Genomic DNA, 23,509 nt, shown 5'->3' with positions numbered 1-23,509 from the left:
CGGTAGCCTGCGGCGAGCCGACACCTCACCGTGGGCGCCATCACCTTTGCCCACTCAAGACCCCAGAGCCGATCACCCCGGCGGTCCAAGGCGGCACGTCCGAGTACCCGATGGCGTGGTCATGTTCGACGCACTGCCAAGCGGCCGGGCTGTAACGCTGGCGCGTGACCACGATTTCTCCGGTGCTCTTGACCTGCCTAGACTCAATCATCAGCACGCCACCGTCATCGATGGCATACGACCCGGACGCTTCATGCTCGGTGTCATCTGTTTCCAACCTGATGACCCGCCCGTTGCTCAAAGTCACGGTGACCATCATGTCCAACCTTTCCTTGCTGCCGTACCACGACCAGCGCACATCAGCTACGACAGTCGCTGCATGGTGTTCGACCCTGAATTCCGCACGCCGCAATCAGCTGCAACGGGGTTTAGTAGTCGAATGCCGGTGCCGAGGCGGCGTTGCCAACGGCGGTTTTGGTAATCTCCACAACCACCCTCGTAAGCTTCGTGCGACACGAGTCCAACTACATCGGCGCAGCTACGTATTTGGTCTAGCCCCGATACGTAGAGTCAACGGGCATGACCAACCCTCAGAATGGGCGCTGACCTGGCCGGGAGCACTAGTCGACGGCGAACGCGAGTCGTTCATTGGTGGGTACAGCAGGCAGCTGTAACGCGCTTGTAACGCGCCGGGGTGGCAGTCCGTCTCGGCCGCCGCCGCAGTCGCTACACTCAGCGCCGGCGCGTCGGCCGGCCCAGACGGATCGGTTAGCGGCTGCCTACGCTATTGCGGGGCAGGCGATTACGACGGTGGCGCCGAAGGAGGCGAGTAGCTTGGCCGTAAGGGGGGTCGGCATGGGCGTGGTTGAGTCCCGTGTCAGCCGTACCGCCGGTGATTCCGTGACGGCGTCGTCGTATGCGGGTCTGGCGTGACAACACCGGGTGGGGGTTACGTTTGGGCTGCTGTACCGCCAGAGGAGTCTTCGGCGCTACTGAGCACGGGGCCTGGGGCAGACCCGCTGCTGACAGCCGCTGAGGCGCAGCGTTCGCTGAGCACCCAATACGCATCGGCAGCAGAAGAACTCGGCGCCGCCCTGACTGGGGTGCAGAGTGAAGCATGGCGGGGTCGCAGCGCTGAACGCTATCTGGCTGCTCATCTGCCGTATCAGGCGTGGCTGACTCAGACCAGCGTCGATAGCGCGGAAGCGGCGGCCCAGCATGAGGTCGTGGCAACGGCCTATATGAGCGCGCTGGAGACGATGCCGACAGTGGGTGAGCTGGCAGCCAATCACGCAACACATGCAGCGCTGGCGAGTACGAATTTCTTTGGGGCCAACACGATTCCGATCGCGGCTAATGAGGCCGACTACGAGCGGATGTGGACTCAGGCCGCCACCACGATGGAGGTCTACGAGACAGTCGCTACCGCGGCGTTGCTCACAGTCCCGCCCATCGCACCCGCACCACCGATAGTCCAACTAGGCGTGGCTGCGGCCAACAATGTAGGGGCGATCGCGGCCCAGGACGGCGTTATTGCAGTAATCGGCGACATCTGGGGATTACTCGTCGCGACCTGGTACCTGTTCGTACAGATCGTGCGCATAATCGGGCTAATGATGGGTTACCTGGTACAAGCGTTGGTAAACCTGTTGTTCTTCGCGATCCTGTGGTTGGTCGCGGGCCTAATCGACATGTTCGGCGGCTTAGTCGAAACCTTGACGGCCCTGGTTGCTGCCAGTAGTGCCGTTTTGATCGGAGGGGTTGGCTTGGTCGACGGGGTTGCCGCAACGACTGCGTTGTCGACTGGGTTGCCGCTACCACTGGGGCTTGGGATACCAGCCGATGTCAACTACATATCGCAGACGGACAAAGATTCTACGGACAAGAACACCGCCGATGGCTTGACCACGTCGGACAACGACGACGTGTCGACCAAATTTCACGTGCCACCAAGTAATGTCGTGCCGGCGGTGGCGCTCTCAGATCACGGCGCTGGGATGGTCGGGTTTGCCGGCACCGCACCCTCGCCGACCGCTGCAGGCGCTTGGGGGCTGGTCACGTTGGACAGCGGGTTCAGTGGCAGCCCACAGGTACCGCTGCTACCGGCGACGTGGGAAGTGAGCGTGTCTAGCGGTTGAGACCACCGTGGCGGCCGTGAGCTTGGCGGCCGATGGCGGCCACTCATGAGTCCACACGTTGGCCGTGTTTGCCCGCGACCAAGTGCGAAGCCGCCAGAGGTGACGTCCAGCAAAACTGCCGACACGATCCGGTAGCCGCGTTTGACTACGATCATGTTCCCCGGTATCTATTACCGCCATATATACGTAAATCGGGTGGCTAGTTTGCCGGGCGAAGGAGCTGATATTTCGGTGTGTGCAGTTCGGAAGGATCGGCGACAGTCAGTGCTGCGGTGGATGCGCTGACGGCTCGGCTTTCGGCTGCGCAGGCTGGTGCGACGCCGGTGACTACGGCGGTGGCCGTGGTGGCGTCGTCGTATGTGGGTTTGGCGTGACGGGGCCGGGTGGGGGTTACGTTTGGCGTGCCTTTCCGCCGGAGGTGCCTTCGACGTTATTGCGCAAGGGACCGGGGGTGGGCCCGCTGCTGGCGGCGGCTGAGGCGCGGCGTTCGTTGGGGAACCAATACGCATTGGCAGCAGAGGAACTCGGTGCTGTGCTAACTGGGGTGCAGAGTGAAGCGTGGCAGGGTCCCAGCGCTGAACGCTATGTGGATGCGCATCTGCCGCATCAGGCGTGGCTGGAGCAGACCGCCGCCGATTTCGCAGAAGCGGCGGACCAGCATGAGGTCGCGGCAACGGCCTATGTGACCGCATTGGCGACGATGCCGACAGTAGGTGAGTTGGCGGCCAATCACGTCGCGCATACAGCGCTGGTGAGTACGAATTTCTTTGGGATCAACACGATTCCGATTGCGGCTAATGAGGCCGACTATGAGCGGATGTGGGACCAGGCCGCCACCACGATGCAGGTCTACCAGACAGTCACTACCGCGGCGTTGCTCGCAGTCCCGCCCATTACATCCGCGCCACCGATAGTCCACCCCGGTGTGGGCGCGGCCAACGATATCGGGGCGGACGGCGCTGTCGTAGGCGACGTCATCTGGGAGCTGCTTCTGGGAGCGCTATGCCTGATCCGGGACGTATTCAGGCCAATCGTGTACGCGATCGAGGTATCCGTGGAGGAGATGTATGAAGACTGGGGTTTCGAGGTCGTATGGTTTCTCGAGGGGCTAGTCGGCTGGATCGGAGAGTTGGTCCAAACCCCAGGGGTTCTGCTTGCCGCCGTTATTGCGGGTGTGACCGCGGGGGTTGGCGGCGTCGCCGAGGTTGCCGAGGTTGCCGGGGTTGCCCCGGCTACTGCGGTGTCGAGTGGGGTGTCGCTGCCACTGGGAGTTGAGATCCCGGGCGGTGTCAGTTACCTATCGCAGGTGGAAGCAGATTTTGTGAACACGACCACCGCCAATGACTTGACCACGTCGAACAACAACGAGGCGTCAACCAACTTTCATGTACCACCAAGTCATGTCGTGTCAGCGGTGGCAGTCGCAGATCAGGGTGCTGAGATGGTGGGGTTTGCCGGCACCGCACCCTCGCCGACCGCTGCTGGCGCTTCGGGGCTAGCCACGTTGGACGGCGGGTTCAATGGCAGCCCACAGGTGCCGCTGCTACCGGCGACGTGGGAGGTGGGTTTGGTCGGTGCCCCGAGTTGATAGCTGTGTCGGTTGCCACCGACGATTGAACTTCCCGCGCCGCCCGGTCAGCATTCGACGACGTTGACGGCGATGGCGAGTCCGCCCTCGGCGGTCTCCTTGTACTTAGAACTCATGTCCCGGCCGGTTGCCCTCATGGTGGCGATCACTTCGTCGAGGCTCACCCGGTGGGTACCGTCGCCACGCATGGCCATCCGAGCGGCATTGATCGCTTTGCCGGCCGAGATGGCGTTGCGTTCGATGCACGGAATCTGGACCAGACCGGCGATCGGGTCGCACGTCAGACCAAGGCTGTGTTCCATCGCAATCTCAGCCGCGTTCTCGACCTGAGCCGGTGTGCCACCGAGGATTTCAGCCAGACCCGCAGCGGCCATAGAAGCCGCCGACCCCACCTCGCCCTGGCAACCGACCTCTGCGCCGGAGATGGACGCAAGCTCCTTGTACAGCGAACCGATTGCCCCCGCGGTTAACAGGAACCGCACGCTCGTATCGTCCGGATCTGCCCGTCCGGCGGGACAGTAATGCTGCGCGTAATACAAAACGGCGGGGATGATGCCCGCCGCGCCGTTAGTCGGAGCGGTGACCACTCTTCCGCCCGCGGCATTCTCCTCATTGACTGCCAACGCGACCAGATTCACCCAGTCCTCGGCGAACGCCGGATCACGATTCGGATCCTCGGCGAGCAGCCGCTCGTGCCAGGAGTGTGCGCGGCGACGCACTTTCAGCCCACCGGGAAGGTAGCCGTCCTGAGTGATGCCACGCGCAACGCATTGCGTCATGACGTCACGGATGTTCAGCAGGCCGGCACGTACCTCCTGCGCGGGCCGCAGGCTCTGCTCGTGCTCGGCCATTAGCTCGCAGATCGACATTCCGCGGGTGGTAGCCAGTTCGAGCAGTTCGCCCGCCGAGCCAAAGGACACCCCACCGGTGGTCCGTTCGGCGCTATCGGGTGGATCGCCGTGCGCCACGACGAATCCGCCACCGACCGAGTAATAGGTCTCGGCGGCCAGCTTGGTTCCGTCACGGGCGATCGCAGTGATCGTCATGGCGTTGGGATGCCGGTCCAGCACCGTCTGCGGGCACAGCACGATGTCGGCTTCGGTGAACTTGATCATGGTCAATCCACCCAGACAGATTGTCCCGGCGGCGCGCATGCAGGCCAATCGGGCCGCCATGTCGTCGGCATCGAGCCTCTCCGGATGCTCCCCCTCAAGCCCAAAAAGGATGGCCGACATGGTGCCGTGGCCAGCCCCCGTTGCCGCCAGCGAGCCGAACAACTCAACACGGATGTCGCAGACGTCCGCGAGCAAACCGTTGGCAGCTAGGCCCTCGACGAAACGTGCCGCGGCGCGCATTGGACCGACCGTGTGTGAGCTGGACGGCCCAATCCCGATCGTGAACAGATCGAACACGCTGATGGTCATGATGAATCCTCGGATGTCTCGGGTCGAGCAGCCATCATCCCCCACATCTTGGCCAGCGCTTATCGGCGACCCCCGCCGCGTCTGGCCACCGCTGGTGGTGGACATGGTATTGGTCAGGCCGATGTCGTACCGGTAGCGGCACTGCGCGATCCGCAGCCTAGCCAACCATCGGCGCCATCATGGCATCGACAAGCTGTCCGTTCCAGTAAGCCCCGGTCTTATCATGTACATTTGTACATGTACATTTGTACACTAGGGAGGTGTTGTGGCTTATCTGTTTCTCTTCTGCGCGATCCTCGCGGAGGTGGTTGCGACTACCCTGCTAAAGAGCACCGAAGGTTTCACCCGGCTGGCGCCGACCCTGGCTTGTCTGGCCGGCTACACGGTGGCCTTCGCACTCCTGGCGCTGTCGATCTCACGCGGCATGCAGACAGACGTCGCCTATGCGTTGTGGTCGGCTATCGGTACGGCTGCTATCGTGCTGATCGCCGTGCTGTTCCTCGACTCACCGGTGTCCGTGGCGAAGGTCGTTGGCGTCCTGCTGATTATCGTCGGGGTGGTCACGTTGAACCTGGCCGGTGCCCATTGACCGCCGCCCCGGATCGCCGGCCGCGCGACCCCACCGGTCGCCGGCAGGCGATCGTCGAGGCGGCTGGACGCGTGATTGCCCGGGAGGGCCTTGGCGAATTGACCCACCGCCGGGTAGCCGCGGAGGCGGATGTGCCGGTCGGGTCAACCACCTATTACTTCAGCCATCTCGAAGCGCTGCAGGATGCCGCGCTCACGCACGCGGCGACCACCGCGGCCGCGTATCTCGATCAGTGGCATCGCGAACTCGAGGCGAAGCCCGAGCTGCCCGCCGCACTCGCCCAGCTCACCGCCGATTACCTGGCCGACCGAGACCGACACCGCACACTCAATGAGTTGTACATCGCGGCGACCCGTCGGCCGGAATTGCAGCACCTGGCGCGGCGGTGGCATGAGGACCTGGTCGCGCTGCTCGAACCACGCATAGGACGACGGGCCGCGGAAGCGGTCACCGTGTTCCTCGACGGCGCCACGCTGAACTCGCTGATCAGCGATACCCCGCTCAGCATCGATGCGCTCACCGACGCCATCGCCAGACTGGCCACGGACTGTCCCTAGCGGTTCCAGGGCCTCGCCGGTTGCGTGTTGCGCGGTATTCCTGTTACGCGACGTCGTATCTCCTCTTCAAGCAGATTCAGAAATGCGTCGACCTCGTCCCGGTTATAGCCGCGTTCTCCACGGGGCGGATCAGAGAATGCCGCGTTGCGAACATCCTCTGGGGTCAGAGTCCGCCCCGTCGGATATCGCAACGCTGTCTCAACGAGGTCGAGAAACGCGTCCACCTCATCTTCGTTATAACCGAATTTTCCTCGGGGTGGCTTAGCGAACGCCGCATCACTGACCTGCTCAGCAGTAAGAATGCGTCCCATCGGATCTCGCAACGCTGCCTCAACGACGTCGAGAAACGCGTCCACCTCAGTCACGTTATAACCCGGCTTACCACGAGATGGTTTAGCGAATGCCACCTTATGAACCTGCTCTGGAGTAAGAGTAAAAGTGCGTCCCATCGGATCTCGCAACGCTGCCTCAACGAGGTCGAGAAACGCGTCCACCTCATTTACGTTATAACTGCGTTTTTCACGGGATGTCTTGGAGAAAGCCACATTGTGGATATCTTCCGGAGTGAGTGGCATGAGATTTCTCCTGTAGCTGGCCCGGGAGCGGAACGAATTCGCAGTTGACTCCATACCGGTCGGCATCGGTCGGTACGCAAGCCACTGATCATCGTCGTCGTCGCGGCGCAGGTAGCGCTCGGGATGAGCGTAGCGGTTGCCGCATTCACTGCTAAACCGTCAGCGACCAATTTGACGGGCTTATCATCCCGCACGGTGAGCGGCGCGGGCGCTTCTACACCGCCGGCAAGGAACTAGTCGACATTCGTAAGAGGGTGATCGCACGGCGTAACCCTCGCGACGAGTCAGATCCGTTCGAGATCAGCCTGGGAATTTCTCCCCGCAGCGCGGGGCGGCGCCTAAGGCTCTGGTGATCGCTTTATCGAGTTCCACGCGCAGCGTGCCGTGGACCCGACTGGCGCGGCGTGCTGGCCATGGAAACGGCAGCATCCCTCCTCGGGCTCGCGCGTGAACCTCGATACCGTCATCGGCTTGCCGAAGACTAGGCCGCGTGCAGCGGCGCAGCGGGCCGCATACCTTCTGCTGCACCGATACCTCACCGTGGGCACCGGATCGTGACCCGGATTACCGAGGGACACCTCACGCGCCACTATCAAGGCGTCAGGGGTGGACGCGATGCCGCTCTTCTCGACATTGCCCAGGATCACGCGTTGCATCTGCTTCACCACGCCGGGCTCTTCGCACGCGGCCTGGTTTTCAAGGGCGGCACCGCGCTGCGAAAGTTTAGAGCGGGCAACGCTGGCCGTTTCTCGACCGACCTCGACTTCGCCGCGCCCGATGAAGAGGTGGCGCTCGCCGCTTTGCAGGCTCTCGACGGCGTCGAGGTCGACGGCTTCATTTTCGCGATTGAAAATCTCGGTGACGACGGTCGACGCGGTGACCTGTTGGTAGACAAGCCGTTTGGCCGCCCGCAGCTGAGCGCCAAGGTAGAGCTGGCGCGACACGCACTCAGCCTGGCACCTGAGAAGCTCGCACGCTACCGCAGAGTGTCGCTGGGCCCAAATGCAGCGAACGAGACCTTCACGAGGTGGAGACGGCACTCGCGTCTTTTCGGGCGCACACGTGAACCACGAATCACGAAGCGGGAAACCGATCCCGACGGAATGACCCCCTGGGATGAGTACGCACTGGAGCGAAGTATCGAGCCGCCTTCCGCCCAGCACCCTTGGGTTGTCACGGTTGTCGTCAAAATTGCCGTCGGAGCGCAACTGCCGCAATAGACCAGCAAAAACCCATCGCGTGTATCCGTATGCATTACGTATCAACTCATCGCAAACGACGGCCGCCGTTCGTGTTTCGACCCATTACTGACCCAGCAGCGCCAGCGGGACCACGCCGATGCCGTCGGGGCGACGGTAGGCGTTGGGCCCGGTGTTGATGATGATCGCGTCGAGCAAGTCCCCGCGGAGGTGGTCTGCCAACCAGCGCAAGTGCGCGGTGTCTCGATCTTCGACTGTTGCGGCGAGTTTCACCTCGACGGCGAGCACTTTGCCGTCGTCACGCACCACCACCAGATCTATTTCGTGGTCGCCGTTGCGCGTTCGGAGGTGACCGACAGTGGCCTCGGCAGCCTGCGCAGCAACCCGTACGCAAAGTGTGACCAAGGATTCGAAGAGATGCCCGAGCATGCCACCAGCCTGAGGCTCGATCGGCCTGCCTTTACCGCCGAGGAGCATATCCACGGATAAGCCAAGTAGACGCGCCGCCAACGCAGGATCGGCCAAGTGATGCTTCGGCGATTGGGCCAAGCGCGCCAACGGGTTTGCCGCGGGACCCCAAGCGGGCACCGGGTCAAGCAGCCATAGCTGAGAGAGCACATCTCGGTACACGATGGTCGTTGAACGCGCCGGCTTGTCACTGACACCGGCTGTGGCCGCGTCGAGTGTTGCGGTATAGCTGGCCGTCGTGGAGGTGGCTGCCGCGTATGCACGCAACCACCCCAACATGGCATCAGGCTTACGAACGTCGAGCCCCTGCTCGGGCACGTCTCGATCAACGGCGTTACGCAGGTACGAATCAAGCTGAAACTTCAATGCCCGCGCACCGAGAGACCGCATACCCGGAAAACCAGACGCCACGATCTCATCGTGTGTAATCGGCCAACCGGACCTCCGCCACCCCGTCAAGCGGGAGCCTTCTCCCACCGAGCAATTCGCCAAGGCTGACCGTCGGTGACGCGATCCCCCGCTCCGACAAGGTCATGGGACGCATCCGCAGCCGCCCAATACGCCCCGCACCGGAGTGGGCCGTCGCCCCGTGGCGGGGTGAAGCACTCCCGGCGAGCAGAAACTGGCCACCAGTCGGATCGTCATCGACAGCACGCCGCACGACATCCCACACCTCGGGAACCTTCTGCCACTCGTCAATGAGCAGTGGCCGCGGCCGAGTCAACAGAAGACCCGGATCGGCGTGCACCGCCTCACGGTTGGGCTTTGCATCGAGTCTCAGCAGGCCGACGACTCGCTGCTCGGCGGTCGTCTTCCCCACTGCCTTCGGGCCGTCGATGGCGATCGCCGGTACCTGTCCGAACAGCTCGTCCAGTTCGTCGTCGACAATACGTCTGACGTACCGCATGGAGTAATCATGCAATTAGCAGGGTTTAAATCAGCCAAATAGCACGGGCTGAATCAGTCAATCAGCATTCCCACCGCTCTGTTCTTCAGCCTCCGGCATGAAGACGACGCTGGGCGTCACACGTTTCCGGCCGGCCGTACAGCACCATGTCCCAAAATCTGGATGTGGGCACACCCCGAATCAGCTGTTTTCGTGAATGAGGCCACGGTTGTCGTCAAAATTCGACCCGTCCGACTCTAACAGCAAACGCGCAGACCCGTTTCGACCGAGGCAAGAGCGCATTTTCCGCGGGTGGAGCTAAGGGGACTCGAACCCCTGACCCCCACACTGCCAGTGTGGTGCGCTACCAGCTGCGCCATAGCCCCAAGAAGTTGTGCTCATCGAAGTTACACCACTGTCAGGGAGCGTTCAAAGTCACTGGTCAAGGGTCCTTAGCCGATAGCTTGATTGACTACCTCGCGGGCGGTCTGTTGCACTTCGGCCAGATGCTGCGGTCCGTTGAAGGACTCTGCGTAGATCTTGTAAACGTCCTCGGTGCCGGACGGTCGTGCGGCAAACCACGCGTTGGCCGTCGTCACCTTCAGGCCGCCCAGCGGTGCACCGTTACCCGGCGCAGCGGTCAGCTTTGCGGTGATCGGCTCGCCCGCCAACTCGGTGGCACTCACCTGGTCCGCCGACAACTTGGCCAGCCGGGCTTTCTGATCACGGTCAGCGGGCGCGTCGAGCCGGGCATACGACGGGGTGCCGTACTTGGCGGTCAGCTCCTGGTAACGCTGCGAGGGGCTCACACCGGTGACGGCCAGGATCTCGGAGGCCAACAGCGCCAGGATGATGCCGTCCTTGTCGGTGGTCCACACCGATCCATCGCGCCGCAGGAACGACGCCCCCGCCGATTCCTCACCGCCGAAGCCCAACGTGGCGCCGACCAGACCGTCGACGAACCATTTGAACCCGACCGGCACCTCGACCAGCTCGCGGCCGAGGCCGGCGACCACCCGATCGATGATCGAGGAACTGACCACGGTCTTACCGACCGCGATGCTGGCCGGCCAGGACGGTCGGTGCGTGCAAAGGTAGTCGATGGCCACCGCCAGATAATGGTTCGGATTCAGCAAACCCGCATCGGGGGTCACGATTCCGTGGCGATCGGCGTCGGCGTCGTTGCCGGTGGCAATCTGGTAATGGTCCCGGTTGGCGATCATCGTTCGGATGAGCCCAGCCATCGCGTCCGGCGAGCTGCAGTCCATCCGGATGTTGCCGTCGTGGTCAAGCGTCATGAACCGCCACGTCGCGTCGACCAGCGGATTGACCACGGTCAGGTCCAGACCATGCCGCTGCGCAATCTCGGCCCAGTAGTCGACGCTGGCCCCGCCGAGCGGGTCGGCACCGATCCGGACCCCGGCGTCGCGGATCGCGGCGATGTCGACGACATTGGGCAGGTCGTCGACATAACCGCCCAGATAGTCGTGGCGCACGACGGTCTGCAGCGCGCGGGCTAGTGGCGTGCGCTTGACCGCCGAACCACCGCCACGCAGAATCTCGTTGGCGCGCTTGGCGATTGCGTTGGTCGCAGCGGTATCGGCCGGACCCCCGTTGGGTGGGTTGTACTTGAAGCCCCCGTCCGGCGGCGGGTTATGCGACGGCGTCACGACGATCCCGTCGGCCAGCGCGTCGGTGCGACCGCGGTTGTAGGTCAGGATCGCGTGACTGATCGCCGGCGTCGGCGTGTAGCGGTCGCGGGAATCGACCACGGCCACCACCTGATTAGCGGCGAGAACCTCCAACGCCGAGACCCATGCCGGCTCGGACAAGCCGTGCGTGTCGCGGCCGATGAACAACGGCCCGGTGACACCGTGCGCGGCGCGGTACTCGACGATGGCCTGGGTGATGGCCAGAATGTGGGCCTCATTGAATGCCCCGCCCAACGCCGACCCGCGATGACCCGACGTGCCGAACACCACCTGCTGTGCAATGTTGTCCGGGTCGGGTTCGATGGTGTAATACGCGGTGACGAGATGCGGCAGATCGACGAGGTCCTCGGGCTGGGCCGGCTGGCCGGCGCGCGGGTTGGCCACCATGGCTGCCAATTCTGCCCATGCTCGACGTTCCCCGGGCTTACCTGGTCTGCAGTCCGGCCATACGCTGCCTAGCGCATCGGTAAACCGAAGGGAATCCAAGAGTGCCAGATCATCGAGAGTTGGCAGCGGTCTTCGTCGGCGGTGCACTGGGTGCGGCGGCCCGCGCGGCCCTGAGTACCCTCACCGTCCCCGACCCGGGGCGTTGGCCATGGCCGACCTTCATCGTCAATATCGTCGGCGCCTTTCTGGTGGGTTATTTCACCACCCGGTTACTGGAACGGTTGCCGCTGTCGAGTTATCGGCGCCCCCTGCTCGGCACCGGATTGTGTGGCGGGTTAACCACGTTCTCGACCATGCAGGTCGAGACGTTGAAGATGATCGAGCATGGTGACTGGGGCCTGGCCGCCAGCTACACGGTGATCAGCATCATGGTGGGAATGCTGGCAGTACAACTGGCCACAGCTTTGGTGCGCCGAGTCAGGGTGCGCCGATGACAGGCACCGCGGCCACGACGGCCGCAGTCTGGGCCGGCGTCATGCTCATCGGGGGCATCGGGTCGGTGCTGCGCTTTCTGGTGGACCGCGCGGTCGCGCGCCGGGTGGCGAGGTCTTTTCCGTTCGGCACGTTGACGGTGAACGTCAGCGGTGCCGCGCTGCTGGGGTTTCTGGGCGGCTTAGCGCTGAGCAAGGATGCGGCCCTGCTGGCTGGTACCGCGTTCGTCGGCGCCTACACCACCTTTTCCACCTGGATGCTGGAAACTCAGCGGCTAGGAGAGGAGCGTCAGACACGTTCGGCAGTTGCCAACATCGTCGTCAGCGTCGTGCTGGGTATCGCCGCGGCGCTACTTGGGCAATGGGTCGCGGAGCAACTATGAACCAGCAGTGCTTGAAGTTGACGGGATACTTCGGCGAGCGGCAACGCGCCGTCGGAGACGCCGCTTCGGGCCGGTTTCTGGCCGATTCAATGCTGGACTTGTTCGGCGCCCGCGACATTGCGACCAGCGTGATGCTGCGCGGAATCGCCGGCTTCGGGCCGAGCCACCAACTGCGCAGCGACGCATCGCTAAGCCTGTCCGAAGATCCAGCGGTGGCGATTGCCGCGGTCGACGTCGAGCCGAAGATCCGCTCCCTCGTCGACGACGTGACCGCGATGACCAGCCACGGACTGCTGACTCTGGAACGGGCGACGCTGGTCACCGGGTCTGCAGGCATCAACACGCTAGGCGACCTCGACACCCACAACGGGGACCAAAATGGTGATGGAGCCAAGCTCACTGTCTACGTCGGCCGCCAGGAGCGCATCGGCGGGAAACTGGCTCAATACGAGATATGCAACCTTTTGCATCGACACGGATTTGCCGGTGCCATAGTGCTTCTCGGCGTCGACGGCACGGCACACGGTGAACGCCGCCGGGCCCGCTTTTTCGGCCGCAACGTCAACGTTCCGCTGATGATCATCGGCATCGGGTCGACTCAACAGGTATCAGCGGCCGCAACCGAACTCGCTGCCCAACTGCCCAACCCATTGCTGACCGTCGAGAGGGTGCGCATCTGCAAACGCGACGGCCAGCTATTCGGACGTCCCCAGCCGCTACCGATGACCGATGGGCACGGACGCGCCCTGTGGCAAAAGCTGATGGTCTATACCGCCGAGACCACCCGACACGACGGACTGCCGATCCACCGCGCGCTCGTCCAACGACTGCTGCGGTCCGGGACGGTGCGGGGCGCAACGGCGTTACGCGGGATCTGGGGATTTCATGGAGACCACCAACCGCACGGAGACAAGCTATTTCAGCTCGCCCGCCAGGTGCCAGTGACCACGATCATCGTCGACACACCGGAGTCCATTGCACGCAGTTTCGATATCGTCGACGAGCTGACGACCCGACACGGGTTGGTGACCAGTGAGATGGTTCCGGCAGCGCTGTCACTCAACGGGGCACCCCACGGCTCCAGTGGGCCCAACGACATTACGCTCGCAGAGCACGACTACTGACCACACTTCTGACCGGAGAACCTACCCAACTTGCGCTGCCGACATCCACCGATCAGCCAGTGCCGCAACCCAATCGGCCACGGCGTGCGGGTCGTCGGGCGGCGCCTCGACCAGGACCAATTCGTCAACGCCCAGCTCGGATAGCGCCCCGATATCGCCAACTGTAGGACTAGCCAAGGCCACCGCCAACCGCAGCTCAGCGCGGTCGCGGCCGAACTCGCCGCACAGCTGCTGCAGCTTCTCGACCCGCTCGCGTACCGCAGCCACACCGTCGAGGTTGAATCCATACCAGCCGTCAGCCCACGCCGCCGCCCGCCGCAGCGCCGGATCGCTGTTGCCGCCGGCCACGATCGGGATACGACGGTCGTGAACCGGCTTGGGATTCACCCGAATCGAGTCGAAGTCGACGAATTTCCCGTCAAACGAGGCGACGTCGTCGCGCCACAATGTACGCATCGCGGCCACGTATTCGGCGGTGCGTGCCGCACGATGCGCGAACGGAACCCCAAGCGCAGCAAACTCCTCTCGGGACCATCCGATGCCCACGCCCAGGGTCAGCCGTCCACCACTCAACCGGTCCAGGCTGGCCGCCTGCTTGGCGACCACCACCGGGTTGTGTTCTGGTAGCAACAACACACCGGTGGCAACACGGATCCGGGACGAGGCGGCGGCGGCGAACCCCAGCGCGATCATCGGATCAAGCCAGTCCGCCTGCGCCGGAACCGCGATGACGCCGTCATCGGAATAGGGGTAGCGTGACGCGGATTGGTCCACCATCACAACATGTTCACCCGCCCACAGGGTGGCAAAACCGCTGTTGTCCGCGGCGGACGCGACGGCGTCAATCACCGCCCGGTCGGCACCGGCACCGATTCCCAGGGCATGTAATCCCAGTTGCACCCGACGATCGTCTCACGCCCGTCAGCGACGTTTGAGCAGCCTCGCAAGGACCGCCGCGTGACTGCCTTCCACCTGCCGGGTGGCCGTAACTAGGGTGACGACGCCGCGTTCAGTCAGCTTGTGTAGCTCATGCAGCGCCGCACTGCCGGACAGTTCCGCCTGGTAGCGTGCCGCGAATTCGTCGAACCGCTCCGGCTGGTGCTGGTACCACTCGCGCAGTTCTTTCGACGGCGCAACATCTTTGAGCCAAATTCCCACCCGCGGGTCGTCCTTGTGGAATCCTCGCGGCCAGATCCGATCCACCAGAATGCGCTGGCCGTCGTCGGGGTCGACGTCGTGATAGACCCGCTCCACCCGGATACCTCGCTGAGTGGCCATCAATTCATCGCCGCCGCGACTGACGTCCGCCGGTGAGTTCTTCGACGTCGATGACGTCGCCGCGATTGATGCTGACCCAATCGCGGCCATCGAGGTACGGCCGCAGCTGCCGGCCAATCAGCTCGGCGTCGGCCTGCGTCTTGGGCCGCTGCAGTTCGTAGACGTGGGGCAGTTCGGCCATCCCGGTGACCACGTTCCACAGCTTCAGCGCGGCCGCACCGGTCGGCGGGTCGACCAGCACCGGCCCGAACAGGCATTGGTCTTCGCCAGCGACCCCGGACACAAACAGCGTGGGCACTCCGAAGCCACCGGCATCCACGACCCGCTGATGCTCGGCGCGAATGTCGTCGTGGGTGCTCGGGTCGGCTAGCGCCCCATCAAGAATCGTCGGATCGACACCGATGTCGCTCAGCAGGCGTCGCGCCACCGCGGGATCGTGCGGTTTGCCGCCTGCAGCGTGCAGCTCATGTCCAATGGCGGCATACCACCGGTCCAGCAACGACATGTCGGTTCGCCGCAGCATGGCGCCGATCCGCATCAATGACCAGCCGTAGGACCACTGGCGCTGCCACGGGTGCTTCTTGCCCGCTTCGCGGTTGATCTCCTCAAGGCTGAAAAATCGCCAATTGACCGTTATTCCCACCTGCTCCCGGACGTCGCGGATCCACAACGAGGTCTGGTATGCGAACGGGCACATCGGGTCAAAGTGAAAATCAACGGCGGTACCCATCGGAGACCTAGTTTCTTTTCGCGGTCAGTACGGCGAATATCGCGGCGTTAGCCGCCGCCCCGACGGCTGCGACACTCAGATCGCGGGCCTTGACATGAAAACCCACCGCCAGCACGAAGTAGATGGTGAGCATAGCGGTGGTCAGACGCGTCAGCGCGGGCGACCATCGTGCCGAGAACAGCCCGATCGCGGCCGCGGCCTTGATGGGTGCGAATATCCACCGGTATCGGGGCGGAAAATCGATCGCATCGAGCACCCGTGTCACGAACGGCAGTGGAATGGCGTCGCCGACAGCGCTCGCGGCCAAGTACGTCGCCAACACGTCATAGGTGCGCGCTGATGCCATGACCTTCCCCAATCGCGGTTCAGTAGTGATACGTGTCCGACGGCGCGGGTGAGTGAACCGGTTCGTCGTCGAAGTCGGACACTTCGATGCCGTACGCACGAGCCAACTCGAGGATCTTGGTGGCCCGGGCGATGCGTGGCAGATCAGAGCCATTGCGGATCTCTCCCCCATCACGTTCGAACTCGGCGAAAAACTCTTTTGCCCAAGCGATTTCGTCCTGTGACGGAGATAGTCCCTCGTTTACCACCGAACATTGGTCCGGCGTAAGGCAGATCTTGCCCGTCATCCCGAATTCGGCGGAGACAGCCGTGGCCTCGATGAGTTTCAACGCATTGGAGCCGATCGTCGGCCCATCGATCGCACTGGGCAGGTTGGCCGCCTTGGCGGCGATGGTGAAGCGTGATCGTGCATACGCCAGGGTGGTCGGATCTTCCCCGAAACCGGTGTCACGGCGGAAATCGCCGATGCCGAAGGCGAGCCGGAAGGTGCCCTTGGCCGCCGCGATCTCGGTGATGCGCTCTAAACCCCGGGCCGTCTCAACCAGCGCCACGATCGGCACGTTGGGCAGTCGTTTCGCGGTCTCTGTGACATGGTCCACCGATTCGACCATCGCCAGCATCACCCCGCCGACCGGGCTAGCGGCCAGCGCGGCTATGTCGTCCGCCCACCACGGGGTGCCGAAGCCGTTAATACGAACCCAGTCGGAGTTTTCGGTGCGAAGCCAACGCACGACGTGGTCGCGGGCCGCAGGCTTGTCCTTGGGCGCGACCGCATCCTCGATGTCGAACACGACGATGTCGGCGCGGGAGCGCGCCGCGGACTGGAACCGGTCGGCATGCGCACCGTTGACCAAGAGCCAGCTTCGAGCCAGAACCGGATCGATCCGTGAACCAACGTCAGTAGGATCCACCGAATGGCTGTCGAGTTGTTCATACGTTGATTGATCTGTCGTCATCTTCATTCCATGGGTGCGTAGCTCGTTTCCCTAAACGGTAGCCGCATGACACGAGAAATGGTCCAGATGCCCCGCTAGCTGCGGCAAGCTGCTGCGCTACCGTCAGTCGGACTCGCCCAGGAGAGCCAGGGCCAGGTCCATCGGATCGACCTCAACGCCAGCAAGATCAGAGTTGTAGTCGGGACCTACCAGATCACCGCACTCGTGCATGCCTTTCAGTGGCCCGCCGACGAACTCTTCGACGTCCATCGCCGCCGGCTCCCAACCCTCCCACGGCCCGGTGGCGTGCTGCCGCGCATAGCCAGCGGCGGAGTAGACCAAATGTACGGGAACTGGCTCACCGTCTTCTTGTGAATAGTGATTCGATTCCACCCACGGCCCCCGCATGTCAGGGCTTAGCAGCACCCAGACCTCACCGTTGGCGCGCACACGATTGACAAAGCGCTGATAGCGCGCCTCAAGATCGGCGTTCAGGTGTAAAGCCACGCCCGATTCTAACGGTCCGAGAACGACAGTAAGACCGCCGGCTAGCGAGACCCCGACACCAGAAACCCGGTATATGAGGTGAAGAATCGCCCCTCCGCATCGGCGGTCCGCAGTGATCGCGACCAGAGCTCGGCGTCGCTGCCACTGATAACCCCAGTCTCCGCAAGGCGTTTCGCGGATGCCAGGAAGCTGTAGAGGCGATCGGCCACGGCCAGCTCACGCAATACCAGAGTTTTCGGGTAGGCGATGACTTCACCAAGGCCGGCCTGAAGGAACAGCGGAACCAGTCGTCGACCAATCCAACCCGACGGGAAACGGTCGCACCAGGCATTCAGAATGGCGCGCGTAATCAGGCGATCGGCGCAGTCGACGGTCAACGTTTCCCAATCGTTGTCGAACGCCACCAGCACTCCGCCCGGGCGTAATACGCGGACCATCTGCATGATTGGCGGAGCAGGATCGCCGATGTGCTGCAACACCCGGTCGATCCGACAAGCATCGAAACTCTCATCGTCGAATGGCAAGTGCGCAGCGTCGGCGACGTCGAACGACAAACCCGTGACGTCATGGTGGCGCCGACGGGCCGCCTCGATCATCGTTCGGCTGGCGTCGATAGCGACGACCGAGCCGCCTGGTGCGACAAGCTTGGCCAGTGACGCGGCGTCGTCACCGAGCCCGCAGCCAACCTCCAGGATCCGGCGGCCGGGCGTGGCCCCGAGCAGCTGATAGCTCGTGCGTTTGCACTCGGCGAAGAACGGCAGCGAGTCAATCAGCGTCAGACAATCCGAGAAGACCGAGAAATCTGAGGCGCTGTCGACGCTGCGAAATCCAGAAGCGAGGTCATCGGCCATGCCCTCATTCTCTATGGACGTCCATAGGCGACAGATCTCGATCGGCTCCGGCCGGGCTAGCCGGCCTCCTAGTAATACTTTGCATAGCGATTCATCACCTGGGCATAGGCCTCCGCGACGTTATTGAGCTGCACGGCGAGCAGGTTGACACCCTCTATGAATTCCTTCATTCCAGCCAGATACCGCGCGCCCACCTCGGCGATCCGTTTCGCCGCGGGACCCGTCCACGTCCCCGACGGCCCGGAGGCCAGCCGCCTCTAACCGGTGCGCTAGTCGCCGGCAGCGCGAGGAAAAATCGCTACCGGGCGCTCGATCGGCGCCTGGTGGTCATTCGGCTTCGGCGTTGTGGTCAACTTGCTGGCTTTGCGAATTCCCTTGTCTACCAAGCTGGCCGGGGCGAACCTCCGCAGCCGCGACAGTCGGCGCGCCAGGGGTCCGGCCGGATACCGCAGCTTCGGTTTACGGCTGGTCACAGCGTCCAACACGACCCGTGCGACCACTGCGGGATCATCCCCAGCCCGCACTTCCTCGGTGAGGACTTGTCGGACGTGCTCGCGGATGATCGCATAGCTGTCGATCGGTGAATCGACGTCAGCCGCATGGGTTTCGAATGAGGTGTTGGTGTACGCGGGCTCGACGACGAGAACCCGCACGCCGAATTCCCGGGTTTCATGATCCAGGGATTCCGAGTAGCCCTCAACCGCGTGCTTTGAAGCGGCGTAGAGCGCAGCATACGGTGCCGGCAGCAGTCCCAGCACCGAGCCGATGTTGATGATGCGACCGCTGCGCTGGGCACGCATATGCGGCAACACCTCCTGGGTCAGCCGCACCAATCCGAAGAAATTGGTGTCGAAGAGCTGCCGCGCCTGGATCATCGAACTCTCCTCGGCGGCGCCGATGACACCCATACCAGCGTTGTTGACCAGAACGTCGATGCGGCCCGCACGATCGATGACCGTTGAGACAGCCCGGGTGATCGAAGCATCGTCGGTGACATCAAGCTGAACCAATTGCACCCCGGCGATCGGCGCCGTCGTTTGCGGCCTGCGGCTGGTGCCGAAGACCTCAAAGCCTTTTGCCGCCAAGGCGGTCGCAACGGCACGGCCGATTCCCGAGGAGACGCCGGTAACCAATGCCACGGAGGATTGTGGTTTCATCCCAACTCCTAGTAAACCGAGTGGTGTACTTCTGCGATGCTGACACTACACCGCTTGACGCCCGATGTAAACCGGTCGGTATACTTCAATAGTGATCAAGTCTGCTGCCCAGCACTCGAAAACCCGGGGCGGTCGCGGCGCCCGCCAGCGCATCATGGACACCGCCGCCGAGTTGTTCTACCGCGATGGCATCAACGCCACCGGCGTCGATCGACTTGCAACCGAGTCATCAGTGTCCAAACGTACTCTCTACCAACATTTTCCGAGTAAGTCGGCAGTGATAGAGGAATATCTGCACAACCTCGAACGACGGGTGGCAAACCCCTCTGCGGCGGACACCGACGACCGAACACCACGCGAGCGACTACTGGCCCTTTTCGACACCCCCGATCCAGCTGCCACACCTATCCGGGGCTGCCCCTTCCACAACGCGGCCGTCGAGGCAGCAGGAGCCATGCCGGGAGTGCAGGCAATTGTTCGTGCGAACAAACGCAGCTTCATCAGCGGAACTATTGAGCTGGCCAAGCAGTCAGGCGCCGCCGACCCGCACCTGCTCGGCAACCAACTAGCCGTGCTCTACGAAGGTGCAGCCGCACTGGCCACATCACTAAACGACGCATCACCGTGGATACTGGCCCGTACCGCAGCAGCGACGCTCATCGACCAAGCGGTCGCCCGGTAAAACGCGTACTTGCAGAACGAGGCGCAGCCAGAGCCGATTTATCGCGTGGTGGTGACACATGCAACTCCGGTTGCGCGGTCGGTGTCACCGCCGAGACCATCGCGGTCACCGGCAACCGGGCGGAGCTGCCGGAAATCGAAACGATGGCTACCATGGCCCTCATGGCCGAGCCGGGCCCGGCTGCAGACGACACCGCTGTAGTGGACGGTAGCGAAACCGTTGTGGTACCTAGTTCCGCAGCTACCGAAGCCGTGGATCTCGCGTGGTCGCGCGACGACGACCGCGACGTCCAAGTTGGCATCCCGGCTGACATCCAGACTGAATTGACGGCTGTTCACCAGTCGTGGCGCGCTACGTGGGGTAAGGCAGCTGCGCTACTCATGGCTGGTCTCGTCATCGCAGCGGCGATTGTGGTGGGGCACTGGGGATTCAGCACATTGGCGTCGCCGCACCAGGCTGCCGGGCGCGCGCCCGGTGCGTCGTCGACGCCGAAGCTCAGCGCCACACCTGGTCCGGCCGTCCCGGCGACGGCGTCACCACCCGTCATCGAATCCACGCCAGACCAAGACAGTCGGTATGTTCAGGCCCTCAACGACCGGGGCATCTCGTTCGCCAATCCCGAGGGCGCCATCTATAACGGCAAGATGGTGTGCGGCGACATCCAGCGCGGGGTGTCGGTGCAGCAGATCGCCGACGCGTTTCGAGCGAGCAATCCCGCCTTAACTGACAGTGCCAATGCTTATGTGGCTATCTCGGTTCACGCGTACTGCCCGCAAAACGACAAGCTGGTTGCGGGGTTCTGATACCGGAACTACGCCAAAAAAGGTCCCGCCCGGCTGTCGTCTACCGAGCACCCGCAACTGCCACCGGGCGCGAATTCCGAACCGCGGCCTCGCCACGAGGTCAAGGCGGACGGTGCCATGCGCTGTCCCAGTTGGATACCGGACCCGAGTTCGGCTGTGGGGTGGGTGGTGGCGAAGACACTGAAGGAGCGGCGGAAGGAGGTCGCGTTCCACCGTGGACCCACGACGGGTGGCGGACCTAACAACAACCATCAAAGAAACGACCTCGCCAAGGTATGAGTATTATCTAGTTCCAACGAACAATGGAATTGAATTCTTAATGAGTACTGGAGAATTGGGATGAGCGGGCAACCCGATCGCAAAGCCGCACTGTTAGAGCAAATCGCTCGAGTAGGTAAGGCGCTGGGCAACGGGCGGCGATTGCAGATCCTCGACTTGCTCGCCCAGGGCGAGCGCACGGTCGAAGCCATCGCGACCGCGACGGGGATGAACGTGACTACCGCATCGGCGAATCTGCAGGCGCTGAAGAACGGCGGGTTGGTCCGGGCTCGCCGGGACGGGACCCGGCAGCATTACCGACTCGCCGGGGATGACGTGGCAAAGCTGTTCGCGCTGGTGCAAGCCGTCGCCGACGAGCATTTGGCCGACGTGGCGCTCGCGGCGGCGGCAGTGCTTGGCTCACCCGAGGATGCGATCACCCGTGCGGAACTGCTGCGCCGGCGCGATGCCGGCGATGTCACGCTGGTTGATGTGCGTCCGCATGACGAATACGTGGCAGGCCACATCCCGGGTGCCATCAATATCCCGTTAGCCGAACTGGCCGACCGGCTCGCCGAATTACCGGCCAACCGCGACATCGTCGCCTATTGCCGTGGCGCCTACTGTGTCATGGCTCCCGATGCAGTTCGCATTGCTCGCAAGGCGGGCCGAGGTGTGAAACGACTCGACGACGGAATGCTCGAATGGCGGTTGGCCGGCCTGCCGGTCGACGAGGGAGCAGCGGTCGCGAGCTGACAGCAGGGCGGTCGGAATTCATGTCGGCCGTGCACCGGCGTCGAGCCGAGAACGCTGCTTGCGTAGCTTTCGTAGGCGAACGCCCGGGATAAGCATGGGTACCCGGGTGCGGTACTGCTGGTATTCCTCGCCCAGTGCCCGGCTCAGGTCATGCTCTTCGATTGGCAGGACGACCAGGATGTAGGTAGTCGTCATTACCGCGAACAGCAGGTGCCCCGCACTCATTGTGGGAGCTGCCCAGAACGCCACGATGAAACCCAACATGAGCGGGTGCCGTACCAACCGATAGAGCATGGTGGCGCGGAATTCCAGTTCACTGTAAGACTTTTCGCGCCACGCCAGAAAGACCTGCCGCAGCCCGAACAGGTCGAAATGGTTGATCATGAACGTCGACGCCAGCACGATGACCCAGCCGAGCCAGAACAGTGCCTGCAGGGCAACCTTCCCCGGCGGCCAGCTGACATTCCAGACGATCGCAGGCAGCGTCCGCCACTGCCAAAACAGAAGGAACAACAGCAGACTCGACAACAGCACGTAAGTGCTGCGCTCGATCGCCGGCGGTATCAACCGCGTCCACCGTCGCTTAAAACCCGGTCTTGCCATCACGCTGTGCTGCAGCGCGAACGCTGCGAGCAGAACAACATTGACCGCAACCGCCTCTGCCATGGAGGCGGCGATGCCGTTGTCGACGGTGCGAGGCACCACCAGGTTCCCGACGAAACCGATGGCGTAAAGGAATGCCGCGAGGAAGACCACGTAGCAGATCGCGCCGTATCCGACTATGAGTGACCGTTTCAAGTTGGCCTCCTGGTGCGGTCCACTATAGTCCAATAATCTATAATTCCATAGAATAATTACCTATAAGGCGGCGGAAGGGAAGGCAACTGTTATCCGACGGACAGCCGGAGCTGGCCCTAACGCAGCACGAGCACTGGCAGGACACCTACCGCGCCCATCCGGCCATGTACGGGTCCGACCCGTCCGAACCGGCGCTCTACGCGGCCGATGCGTTTGCGGCCGAGGGCATTGAGCGGATCTTGGAGTTGGCGGCCGGTCACGGTCGTGACACGCTCTATTTCGCTCATCGAGGCTTCACGGTGGCGGCCACCGACTTCAGCGAGGTTGCGGTCGCACAGCTGCGCCAAACGGCCCGGGCGCAAGGCATAGCCGCGCGGGTGGAAGCAACCGTACATGACCTACGCAATCCGCTGCCGCAGCTCAGCGGCTCCATTGACGGCGCCTTTGCGCACATGGCGTTGTGTATGGCGCTGTCCACCAAAGAAATTCACGCAGTCGTTGACGAGGTCGGACGGGTGTTGAAGCCGGGCGGAAAGTTCATCTACACCGTTCGGCACACCGGCGATGCGCACTACGGTGCCGGACGAGCGCACGGTGACGACATCTTTGAGTACGGAGGGTTTGCAGTGCATTTCTTCTGCCGCGAGCTCGTAGAGAGCCTGACTGCCGGCTGGATACTCGAAGACGTGCACGCTTTCGACGAAGGAGAGCTGCCCCGGCGGCTATGGCGTGTCACCGCCACCAAACCCGGCTAGTGGCGATCGCAAGCGCGGCGAAGCCGGGCGCAGCGGGTCGCCACCATCGAGCTAGTGGCGATCGCAAGCACGGCCGCGGTGATCGCAAGCGCGGCGAAGCCGGGCACAGTGGGTCGCCGCAATTCCTTCAAGC

28 protein-coding genes, 1 tRNA gene and 1 pseudogene are annotated in these 23,509 nt (G+C 63.2%); 13 read left to right on the top strand and 17 right to left on the bottom strand.

Annotation, left to right across the window (positions count from 1 at the left end; all coding sequences use genetic code 11):
• Nucleotides 1–40: 40 nt before the first annotated feature.
• Nucleotides 41–307 (bottom strand): hypothetical protein, encoded by a 267-nt coding sequence (locus B586_RS06250; protein ID WP_156166210.1) that lies wholly within the window; start codon nucleotides 305–307, stop codon nucleotides 41–43.
• A gap of 622 nt (nucleotides 308–929) precedes the next feature.
• On the opposite strand from B586_RS06250, the gene B586_RS06245 reads away from it, so the two are divergent.
• The 3 genes from B586_RS06245 (at nucleotide 930) to B586_RS22505 (ending at nucleotide 3,726) form a co-directional block, all read left to right on the top strand.
• On the top strand, nucleotides 930–2,138 hold the full coding sequence (locus tag B586_RS06245) for a PPE family protein (protein WP_082607541.1): 1,209 nt from the start codon (nucleotides 930–932) through the stop codon (nucleotides 2,136–2,138).
• 233 nt (nucleotides 2,139–2,371) lie between these two features.
• On the top strand, nucleotides 2,372–2,512 hold the full coding sequence (locus tag B586_RS20785) for a hypothetical protein (RefSeq protein WP_156406723.1): 141 nt from the start codon (nucleotides 2,372–2,374) through the stop codon (nucleotides 2,510–2,512).
• Nucleotides 2,509–3,726: a PPE family protein gene (locus tag B586_RS22505; RefSeq protein ID WP_082607540.1), complete on the top strand. Its 1,218-nt coding sequence runs from the start codon at nucleotides 2,509–2,511 to the stop codon at nucleotides 3,724–3,726. Before B586_RS20785 ends, B586_RS22505 begins: the two co-directional genes overlap by 4 nt.
• A 47-nt stretch (nucleotides 3,727–3,773) precedes the next feature.
• Here the strand turns inward: B586_RS22505 and B586_RS06235 are convergent, their stop codons facing one another.
• Nucleotides 3,774–5,150: an L-serine ammonia-lyase gene (locus tag B586_RS06235; RefSeq protein WP_054881035.1), complete on the bottom strand. Its 1,377-nt coding sequence runs from the start codon at nucleotides 5,148–5,150 to the stop codon at nucleotides 3,774–3,776.
• 265 nt (nucleotides 5,151–5,415) lie between these two features.
• Between B586_RS06235 and B586_RS06230 the strand changes: the two genes are divergently transcribed.
• Both B586_RS06230 and B586_RS06225 read left to right on the top strand, forming a co-directional pair.
• Nucleotides 5,416–5,739 carry a DMT family transporter gene (locus B586_RS06230; protein WP_054880414.1) on the top strand — a complete coding sequence of 108 codons (324 nt, stop codon included), beginning with the start codon at nucleotides 5,416–5,418 and terminating at the stop codon, nucleotides 5,737–5,739.
• Nucleotides 5,736–6,296, top strand: coding sequence for a TetR/AcrR family transcriptional regulator (locus B586_RS06225; RefSeq protein WP_047313123.1), 561 nt, complete (start codon nucleotides 5,736–5,738; stop codon nucleotides 6,294–6,296). Before B586_RS06230 ends, B586_RS06225 begins: the two co-directional genes overlap by 4 nt.
• Here the strand turns inward: B586_RS06225 and B586_RS22695 are convergent.
• Together B586_RS22695 and B586_RS21325 are read right to left on the bottom strand one after the other, a co-directional pair.
• The gene (locus tag B586_RS22695) at nucleotides 6,293–6,745 is read right to left on the bottom strand and encodes a DivIVA domain-containing protein (RefSeq protein WP_414738689.1); all 453 of its coding nucleotides are present in this window, start codon (nucleotides 6,743–6,745) and stop codon (nucleotides 6,293–6,295) included. The genes B586_RS06225 and B586_RS22695 overlap by 4 nt on opposite strands.
• A gap of 9 nt (nucleotides 6,746–6,754) precedes the next feature.
• A pseudogene (locus B586_RS21325) lies at nucleotides 6,755–6,871 on the bottom strand (DivIVA domain-containing protein); the annotation flags it as partial.
• A gap of 554 nt (nucleotides 6,872–7,425) precedes the next feature.
• Between B586_RS21325 and B586_RS06215 the strand changes: the two are divergent.
• A complete protein-coding gene (locus tag B586_RS06215) occupies nucleotides 7,426–8,091 on the top strand; it encodes a nucleotidyl transferase AbiEii/AbiGii toxin family protein (RefSeq protein ID WP_054880415.1) in 666 nt (221 codons plus the stop codon).
• An 84-nt stretch (nucleotides 8,092–8,175) separates the two neighbouring features.
• Here the strand turns inward: B586_RS06215 and B586_RS22910 are convergent, their stop codons facing one another.
• The 4 genes from B586_RS22910 to pgm all read right to left on the bottom strand — a co-directional run bounded on the left by B586_RS22910 (nucleotide 8,176) and on the right by pgm (nucleotide 11,523).
• Nucleotides 8,176–8,949, bottom strand: a complete 774-nt coding sequence (locus B586_RS22910; protein ID WP_236971361.1) for an ATP-binding protein — start codon at nucleotides 8,947–8,949, stop codon at nucleotides 8,176–8,178.
• Nucleotides 8,950–8,953: 4 nt separating this feature from the next.
• The gene (locus tag B586_RS22905; RefSeq protein WP_236971360.1) at nucleotides 8,954–9,445 is read right to left on the bottom strand and encodes an AAA family ATPase; all 492 of its coding nucleotides are present in this window, start codon (nucleotides 9,443–9,445) and stop codon (nucleotides 8,954–8,956) included.
• 292 nt (nucleotides 9,446–9,737) lie between these two features.
• Nucleotides 9,738–9,810, bottom strand: a tRNA-Ala gene (locus B586_RS06205).
• Between the two features lie 66 nt (nucleotides 9,811–9,876).
• On the bottom strand, nucleotides 9,877–11,523 hold the full coding sequence (gene pgm, locus B586_RS06200) for a phosphoglucomutase (alpha-D-glucose-1,6-bisphosphate-dependent) (protein WP_054880416.1): 1,647 nt from the start codon (nucleotides 11,521–11,523) through the stop codon (nucleotides 9,877–9,879).
• 101 nt (nucleotides 11,524–11,624) lie between these two features.
• Here pgm and crcB (B586_RS06195) point away from each other — a divergent pair, with 101 nt between their 5' ends.
• From crcB (B586_RS06195) to B586_RS06185, 3 genes are read left to right on the top strand one after another with little or no spacing between them, the layout of a single operon-like run.
• Nucleotides 11,625–12,017, top strand: coding sequence for a fluoride efflux transporter CrcB (crcB, locus tag B586_RS06195; protein WP_047313125.1), 393 nt, complete (start codon nucleotides 11,625–11,627; stop codon nucleotides 12,015–12,017).
• Nucleotides 12,014–12,397 (top strand): fluoride efflux transporter CrcB, encoded by a 384-nt coding sequence (gene crcB / locus B586_RS06190; protein ID WP_047313126.1) that lies wholly within the window; start codon nucleotides 12,014–12,016, stop codon nucleotides 12,395–12,397. The genes crcB (B586_RS06195) and crcB (B586_RS06190) overlap by 4 nt, the downstream gene beginning before the upstream one ends.
• A complete protein-coding gene (locus B586_RS06185) occupies nucleotides 12,394–13,521 on the top strand; it encodes a DUF190 domain-containing protein (protein ID WP_047313127.1) in 1,128 nt (375 codons plus the stop codon). Before crcB (B586_RS06190) ends, B586_RS06185 begins: the two co-directional genes overlap by 4 nt.
• Nucleotides 13,522–13,542: 21 nt before the next feature.
• On the opposite strand, the gene B586_RS06180 is transcribed toward B586_RS06185, so the two are convergent.
• From B586_RS06180 to B586_RS06145, 8 genes are all read right to left on the bottom strand, one after another.
• A complete protein-coding gene (locus tag B586_RS06180; RefSeq protein ID WP_047313128.1) occupies nucleotides 13,543–14,421 on the bottom strand; it encodes an LLM class F420-dependent oxidoreductase in 879 nt (292 codons plus the stop codon).
• 21 nt (nucleotides 14,422–14,442) lie between these two features.
• The gene (locus B586_RS06175; RefSeq protein ID WP_047313129.1) at nucleotides 14,443–14,799 is read right to left on the bottom strand and encodes a DUF488 domain-containing protein; all 357 of its coding nucleotides are present in this window, start codon (nucleotides 14,797–14,799) and stop codon (nucleotides 14,443–14,445) included.
• A 4-nt stretch (nucleotides 14,800–14,803) separates the two neighbouring features.
• Nucleotides 14,804–15,529: a mycothiol-dependent nitroreductase Rv2466c family protein gene (locus B586_RS06170; RefSeq protein ID WP_047313130.1), complete on the bottom strand. Its 726-nt coding sequence runs from the start codon at nucleotides 15,527–15,529 to the stop codon at nucleotides 14,804–14,806.
• 7 nt (nucleotides 15,530–15,536) lie between these two features.
• Nucleotides 15,537–15,875 (bottom strand): DoxX family protein, encoded by a 339-nt coding sequence (locus B586_RS06165; RefSeq protein ID WP_047313131.1) that lies wholly within the window; start codon nucleotides 15,873–15,875, stop codon nucleotides 15,537–15,539.
• Nucleotides 15,876–15,894: 19 nt separating this feature from the next.
• Nucleotides 15,895–16,830 (bottom strand): HpcH/HpaI aldolase/citrate lyase family protein, encoded by a 936-nt coding sequence (locus B586_RS06160; RefSeq protein ID WP_054881036.1) that lies wholly within the window; start codon nucleotides 16,828–16,830, stop codon nucleotides 15,895–15,897.
• Nucleotides 16,831–16,932: 102 nt separating this feature from the next.
• Nucleotides 16,933–17,316 carry a DUF2750 domain-containing protein gene (locus tag B586_RS06155; RefSeq protein WP_047313132.1) on the bottom strand — a complete coding sequence of 128 codons (384 nt, stop codon included), beginning with the start codon at nucleotides 17,314–17,316 and terminating at the stop codon, nucleotides 16,933–16,935.
• Nucleotides 17,317–17,357: 41 nt separating this feature from the next.
• Nucleotides 17,358–18,167 carry a methyltransferase domain-containing protein gene (locus B586_RS06150; RefSeq protein ID WP_047313133.1) on the bottom strand — a complete coding sequence of 270 codons (810 nt, stop codon included), beginning with the start codon at nucleotides 18,165–18,167 and terminating at the stop codon, nucleotides 17,358–17,360.
• Nucleotides 18,168–18,436: 269 nt separating this feature from the next.
• Nucleotides 18,437–19,324, bottom strand: coding sequence for an oxidoreductase (locus B586_RS06145; RefSeq protein WP_054880417.1), 888 nt, complete (start codon nucleotides 19,322–19,324; stop codon nucleotides 18,437–18,439).
• A 154-nt stretch (nucleotides 19,325–19,478) separates the two neighbouring features.
• On the opposite strand from B586_RS06145, the gene B586_RS06140 reads away from it, so the two are divergent.
• From B586_RS06140 to B586_RS06130, 3 genes are all read left to right on the top strand, one after another.
• The gene (locus B586_RS06140; protein ID WP_054881037.1) at nucleotides 19,479–20,006 is read left to right on the top strand and encodes a TetR/AcrR family transcriptional regulator; all 528 of its coding nucleotides are present in this window, start codon (nucleotides 19,479–19,481) and stop codon (nucleotides 20,004–20,006) included.
• Between the two features lie 161 nt (nucleotides 20,007–20,167).
• Nucleotides 20,168–20,809: a DUF732 domain-containing protein gene (locus tag B586_RS06135; protein ID WP_236971359.1), complete on the top strand. Its 642-nt coding sequence runs from the start codon at nucleotides 20,168–20,170 to the stop codon at nucleotides 20,807–20,809.
• Between the two features lie 339 nt (nucleotides 20,810–21,148).
• Nucleotides 21,149–21,823 carry an Rv0324 family HTH-type transcriptional regulator gene (locus B586_RS06130; protein ID WP_054880419.1) on the top strand — a complete coding sequence of 225 codons (675 nt, stop codon included), beginning with the start codon at nucleotides 21,149–21,151 and terminating at the stop codon, nucleotides 21,821–21,823.
• Between the two features lie 18 nt (nucleotides 21,824–21,841).
• Here B586_RS06130 and mddA read toward each other — a convergent pair whose 3' ends face one another.
• Nucleotides 21,842–22,621 carry a methanethiol S-methyltransferase gene (gene mddA / locus B586_RS06125; protein ID WP_054881038.1) on the bottom strand — a complete coding sequence of 260 codons (780 nt, stop codon included), beginning with the start codon at nucleotides 22,619–22,621 and terminating at the stop codon, nucleotides 21,842–21,844.
• A gap of 164 nt (nucleotides 22,622–22,785) precedes the next feature.
• On the opposite strand from mddA, the gene B586_RS06120 reads away from it, so the two are divergent.
• Nucleotides 22,786–23,376 (top strand): class I SAM-dependent methyltransferase, encoded by a 591-nt coding sequence (locus B586_RS06120; protein WP_082607538.1) that lies wholly within the window; start codon nucleotides 22,786–22,788, stop codon nucleotides 23,374–23,376.
• The last annotated feature ends 133 nt before the right edge of the window (nucleotides 23,377–23,509 follow it).

The organism is Mycobacterium haemophilum DSM 44634, from assembly GCF_000340435.2.
GTDB classification, from domain to species: Bacteria; Actinomycetota; Actinomycetes; order Mycobacteriales; family Mycobacteriaceae; genus Mycobacterium; species Mycobacterium haemophilum.
This window is presented reverse-complemented; position numbering and strand designations above follow the sequence as displayed.

What these genes read in the sequence shown, in the direction of transcription:
- B586_RS06175 (WP_047313129.1), bottom strand. Translation starts at nt 14,799, where the DNA reads ATGGCCACTCAGCGAGGTATCCGGGTGGAGCGGGTCTATCACGACGTC.
- B586_RS06160 (WP_054881036.1), bottom strand. Translation starts at nt 16,830, where the DNA reads ATGACGACAGATCAATCAACGTATGAACAACTCGACAGCCATTCGGTG.
- B586_RS06120 (WP_082607538.1), top strand. Translation starts at nt 22,786, where the DNA reads ATGTACGGGTCCGACCCGTCCGAACCGGCGCTCTACGCGGCCGATGCG.
- B586_RS06130 (WP_054880419.1), top strand. Translation starts at nt 21,149, where the DNA reads ATGAGCGGGCAACCCGATCGCAAAGCCGCACTGTTAGAGCAAATCGCT.
- B586_RS06170 (WP_047313130.1), bottom strand. Translation starts at nt 15,529, where the DNA reads ATGGGTACCGCCGTTGATTTTCACTTTGACCCGATGTGCCCGTTCGCA.
- B586_RS22905 (WP_236971360.1), bottom strand. Translation starts at nt 9,445, where the DNA reads ATGCGGTACGTCAGACGTATTGTCGACGACGAACTGGACGAGCTGTTC.
- B586_RS06165 (WP_047313131.1), bottom strand. Translation starts at nt 15,875, where the DNA reads ATGGCATCAGCGCGCACCTATGACGTGTTGGCGACGTACTTGGCCGCG.
- pgm (WP_054880416.1), bottom strand. Translation starts at nt 11,523, where the DNA reads ATGGTGGCCAACCCGCGCGCCGGCCAGCCGGCCCAGCCCGAGGACCTC.
- B586_RS06140 (WP_054881037.1), top strand. Translation starts at nt 19,479, where the DNA reads ATGGACACCGCCGCCGAGTTGTTCTACCGCGATGGCATCAACGCCACC.
- B586_RS22695 (WP_414738689.1), bottom strand. Translation starts at nt 6,745, where the DNA reads ATGGGACGCACTTTTACTCTTACTCCAGAGCAGGTTCATAAGGTGGCA.
- B586_RS06150 (WP_047313133.1), bottom strand. Translation starts at nt 18,167, where the DNA reads ATGGCCGATGACCTCGCTTCTGGATTTCGCAGCGTCGACAGCGCCTCA.
- crcB (WP_047313126.1), top strand. Translation starts at nt 12,014, where the DNA reads ATGACAGGCACCGCGGCCACGACGGCCGCAGTCTGGGCCGGCGTCATG.
- B586_RS06235 (WP_054881035.1), bottom strand. Translation starts at nt 5,150, where the DNA reads ATGACCATCAGCGTGTTCGATCTGTTCACGATCGGGATTGGGCCGTCC.
- B586_RS06135 (WP_236971359.1), top strand. Translation starts at nt 20,168, where the DNA reads ATGGCCGAGCCGGGCCCGGCTGCAGACGACACCGCTGTAGTGGACGGT.
- B586_RS06185 (WP_047313127.1), top strand. Translation starts at nt 12,394, where the DNA reads ATGAACCAGCAGTGCTTGAAGTTGACGGGATACTTCGGCGAGCGGCAA.
- B586_RS06145 (WP_054880417.1), bottom strand. Translation starts at nt 19,324, where the DNA reads ATGAAACCACAATCCTCCGTGGCATTGGTTACCGGCGTCTCCTCGGGA.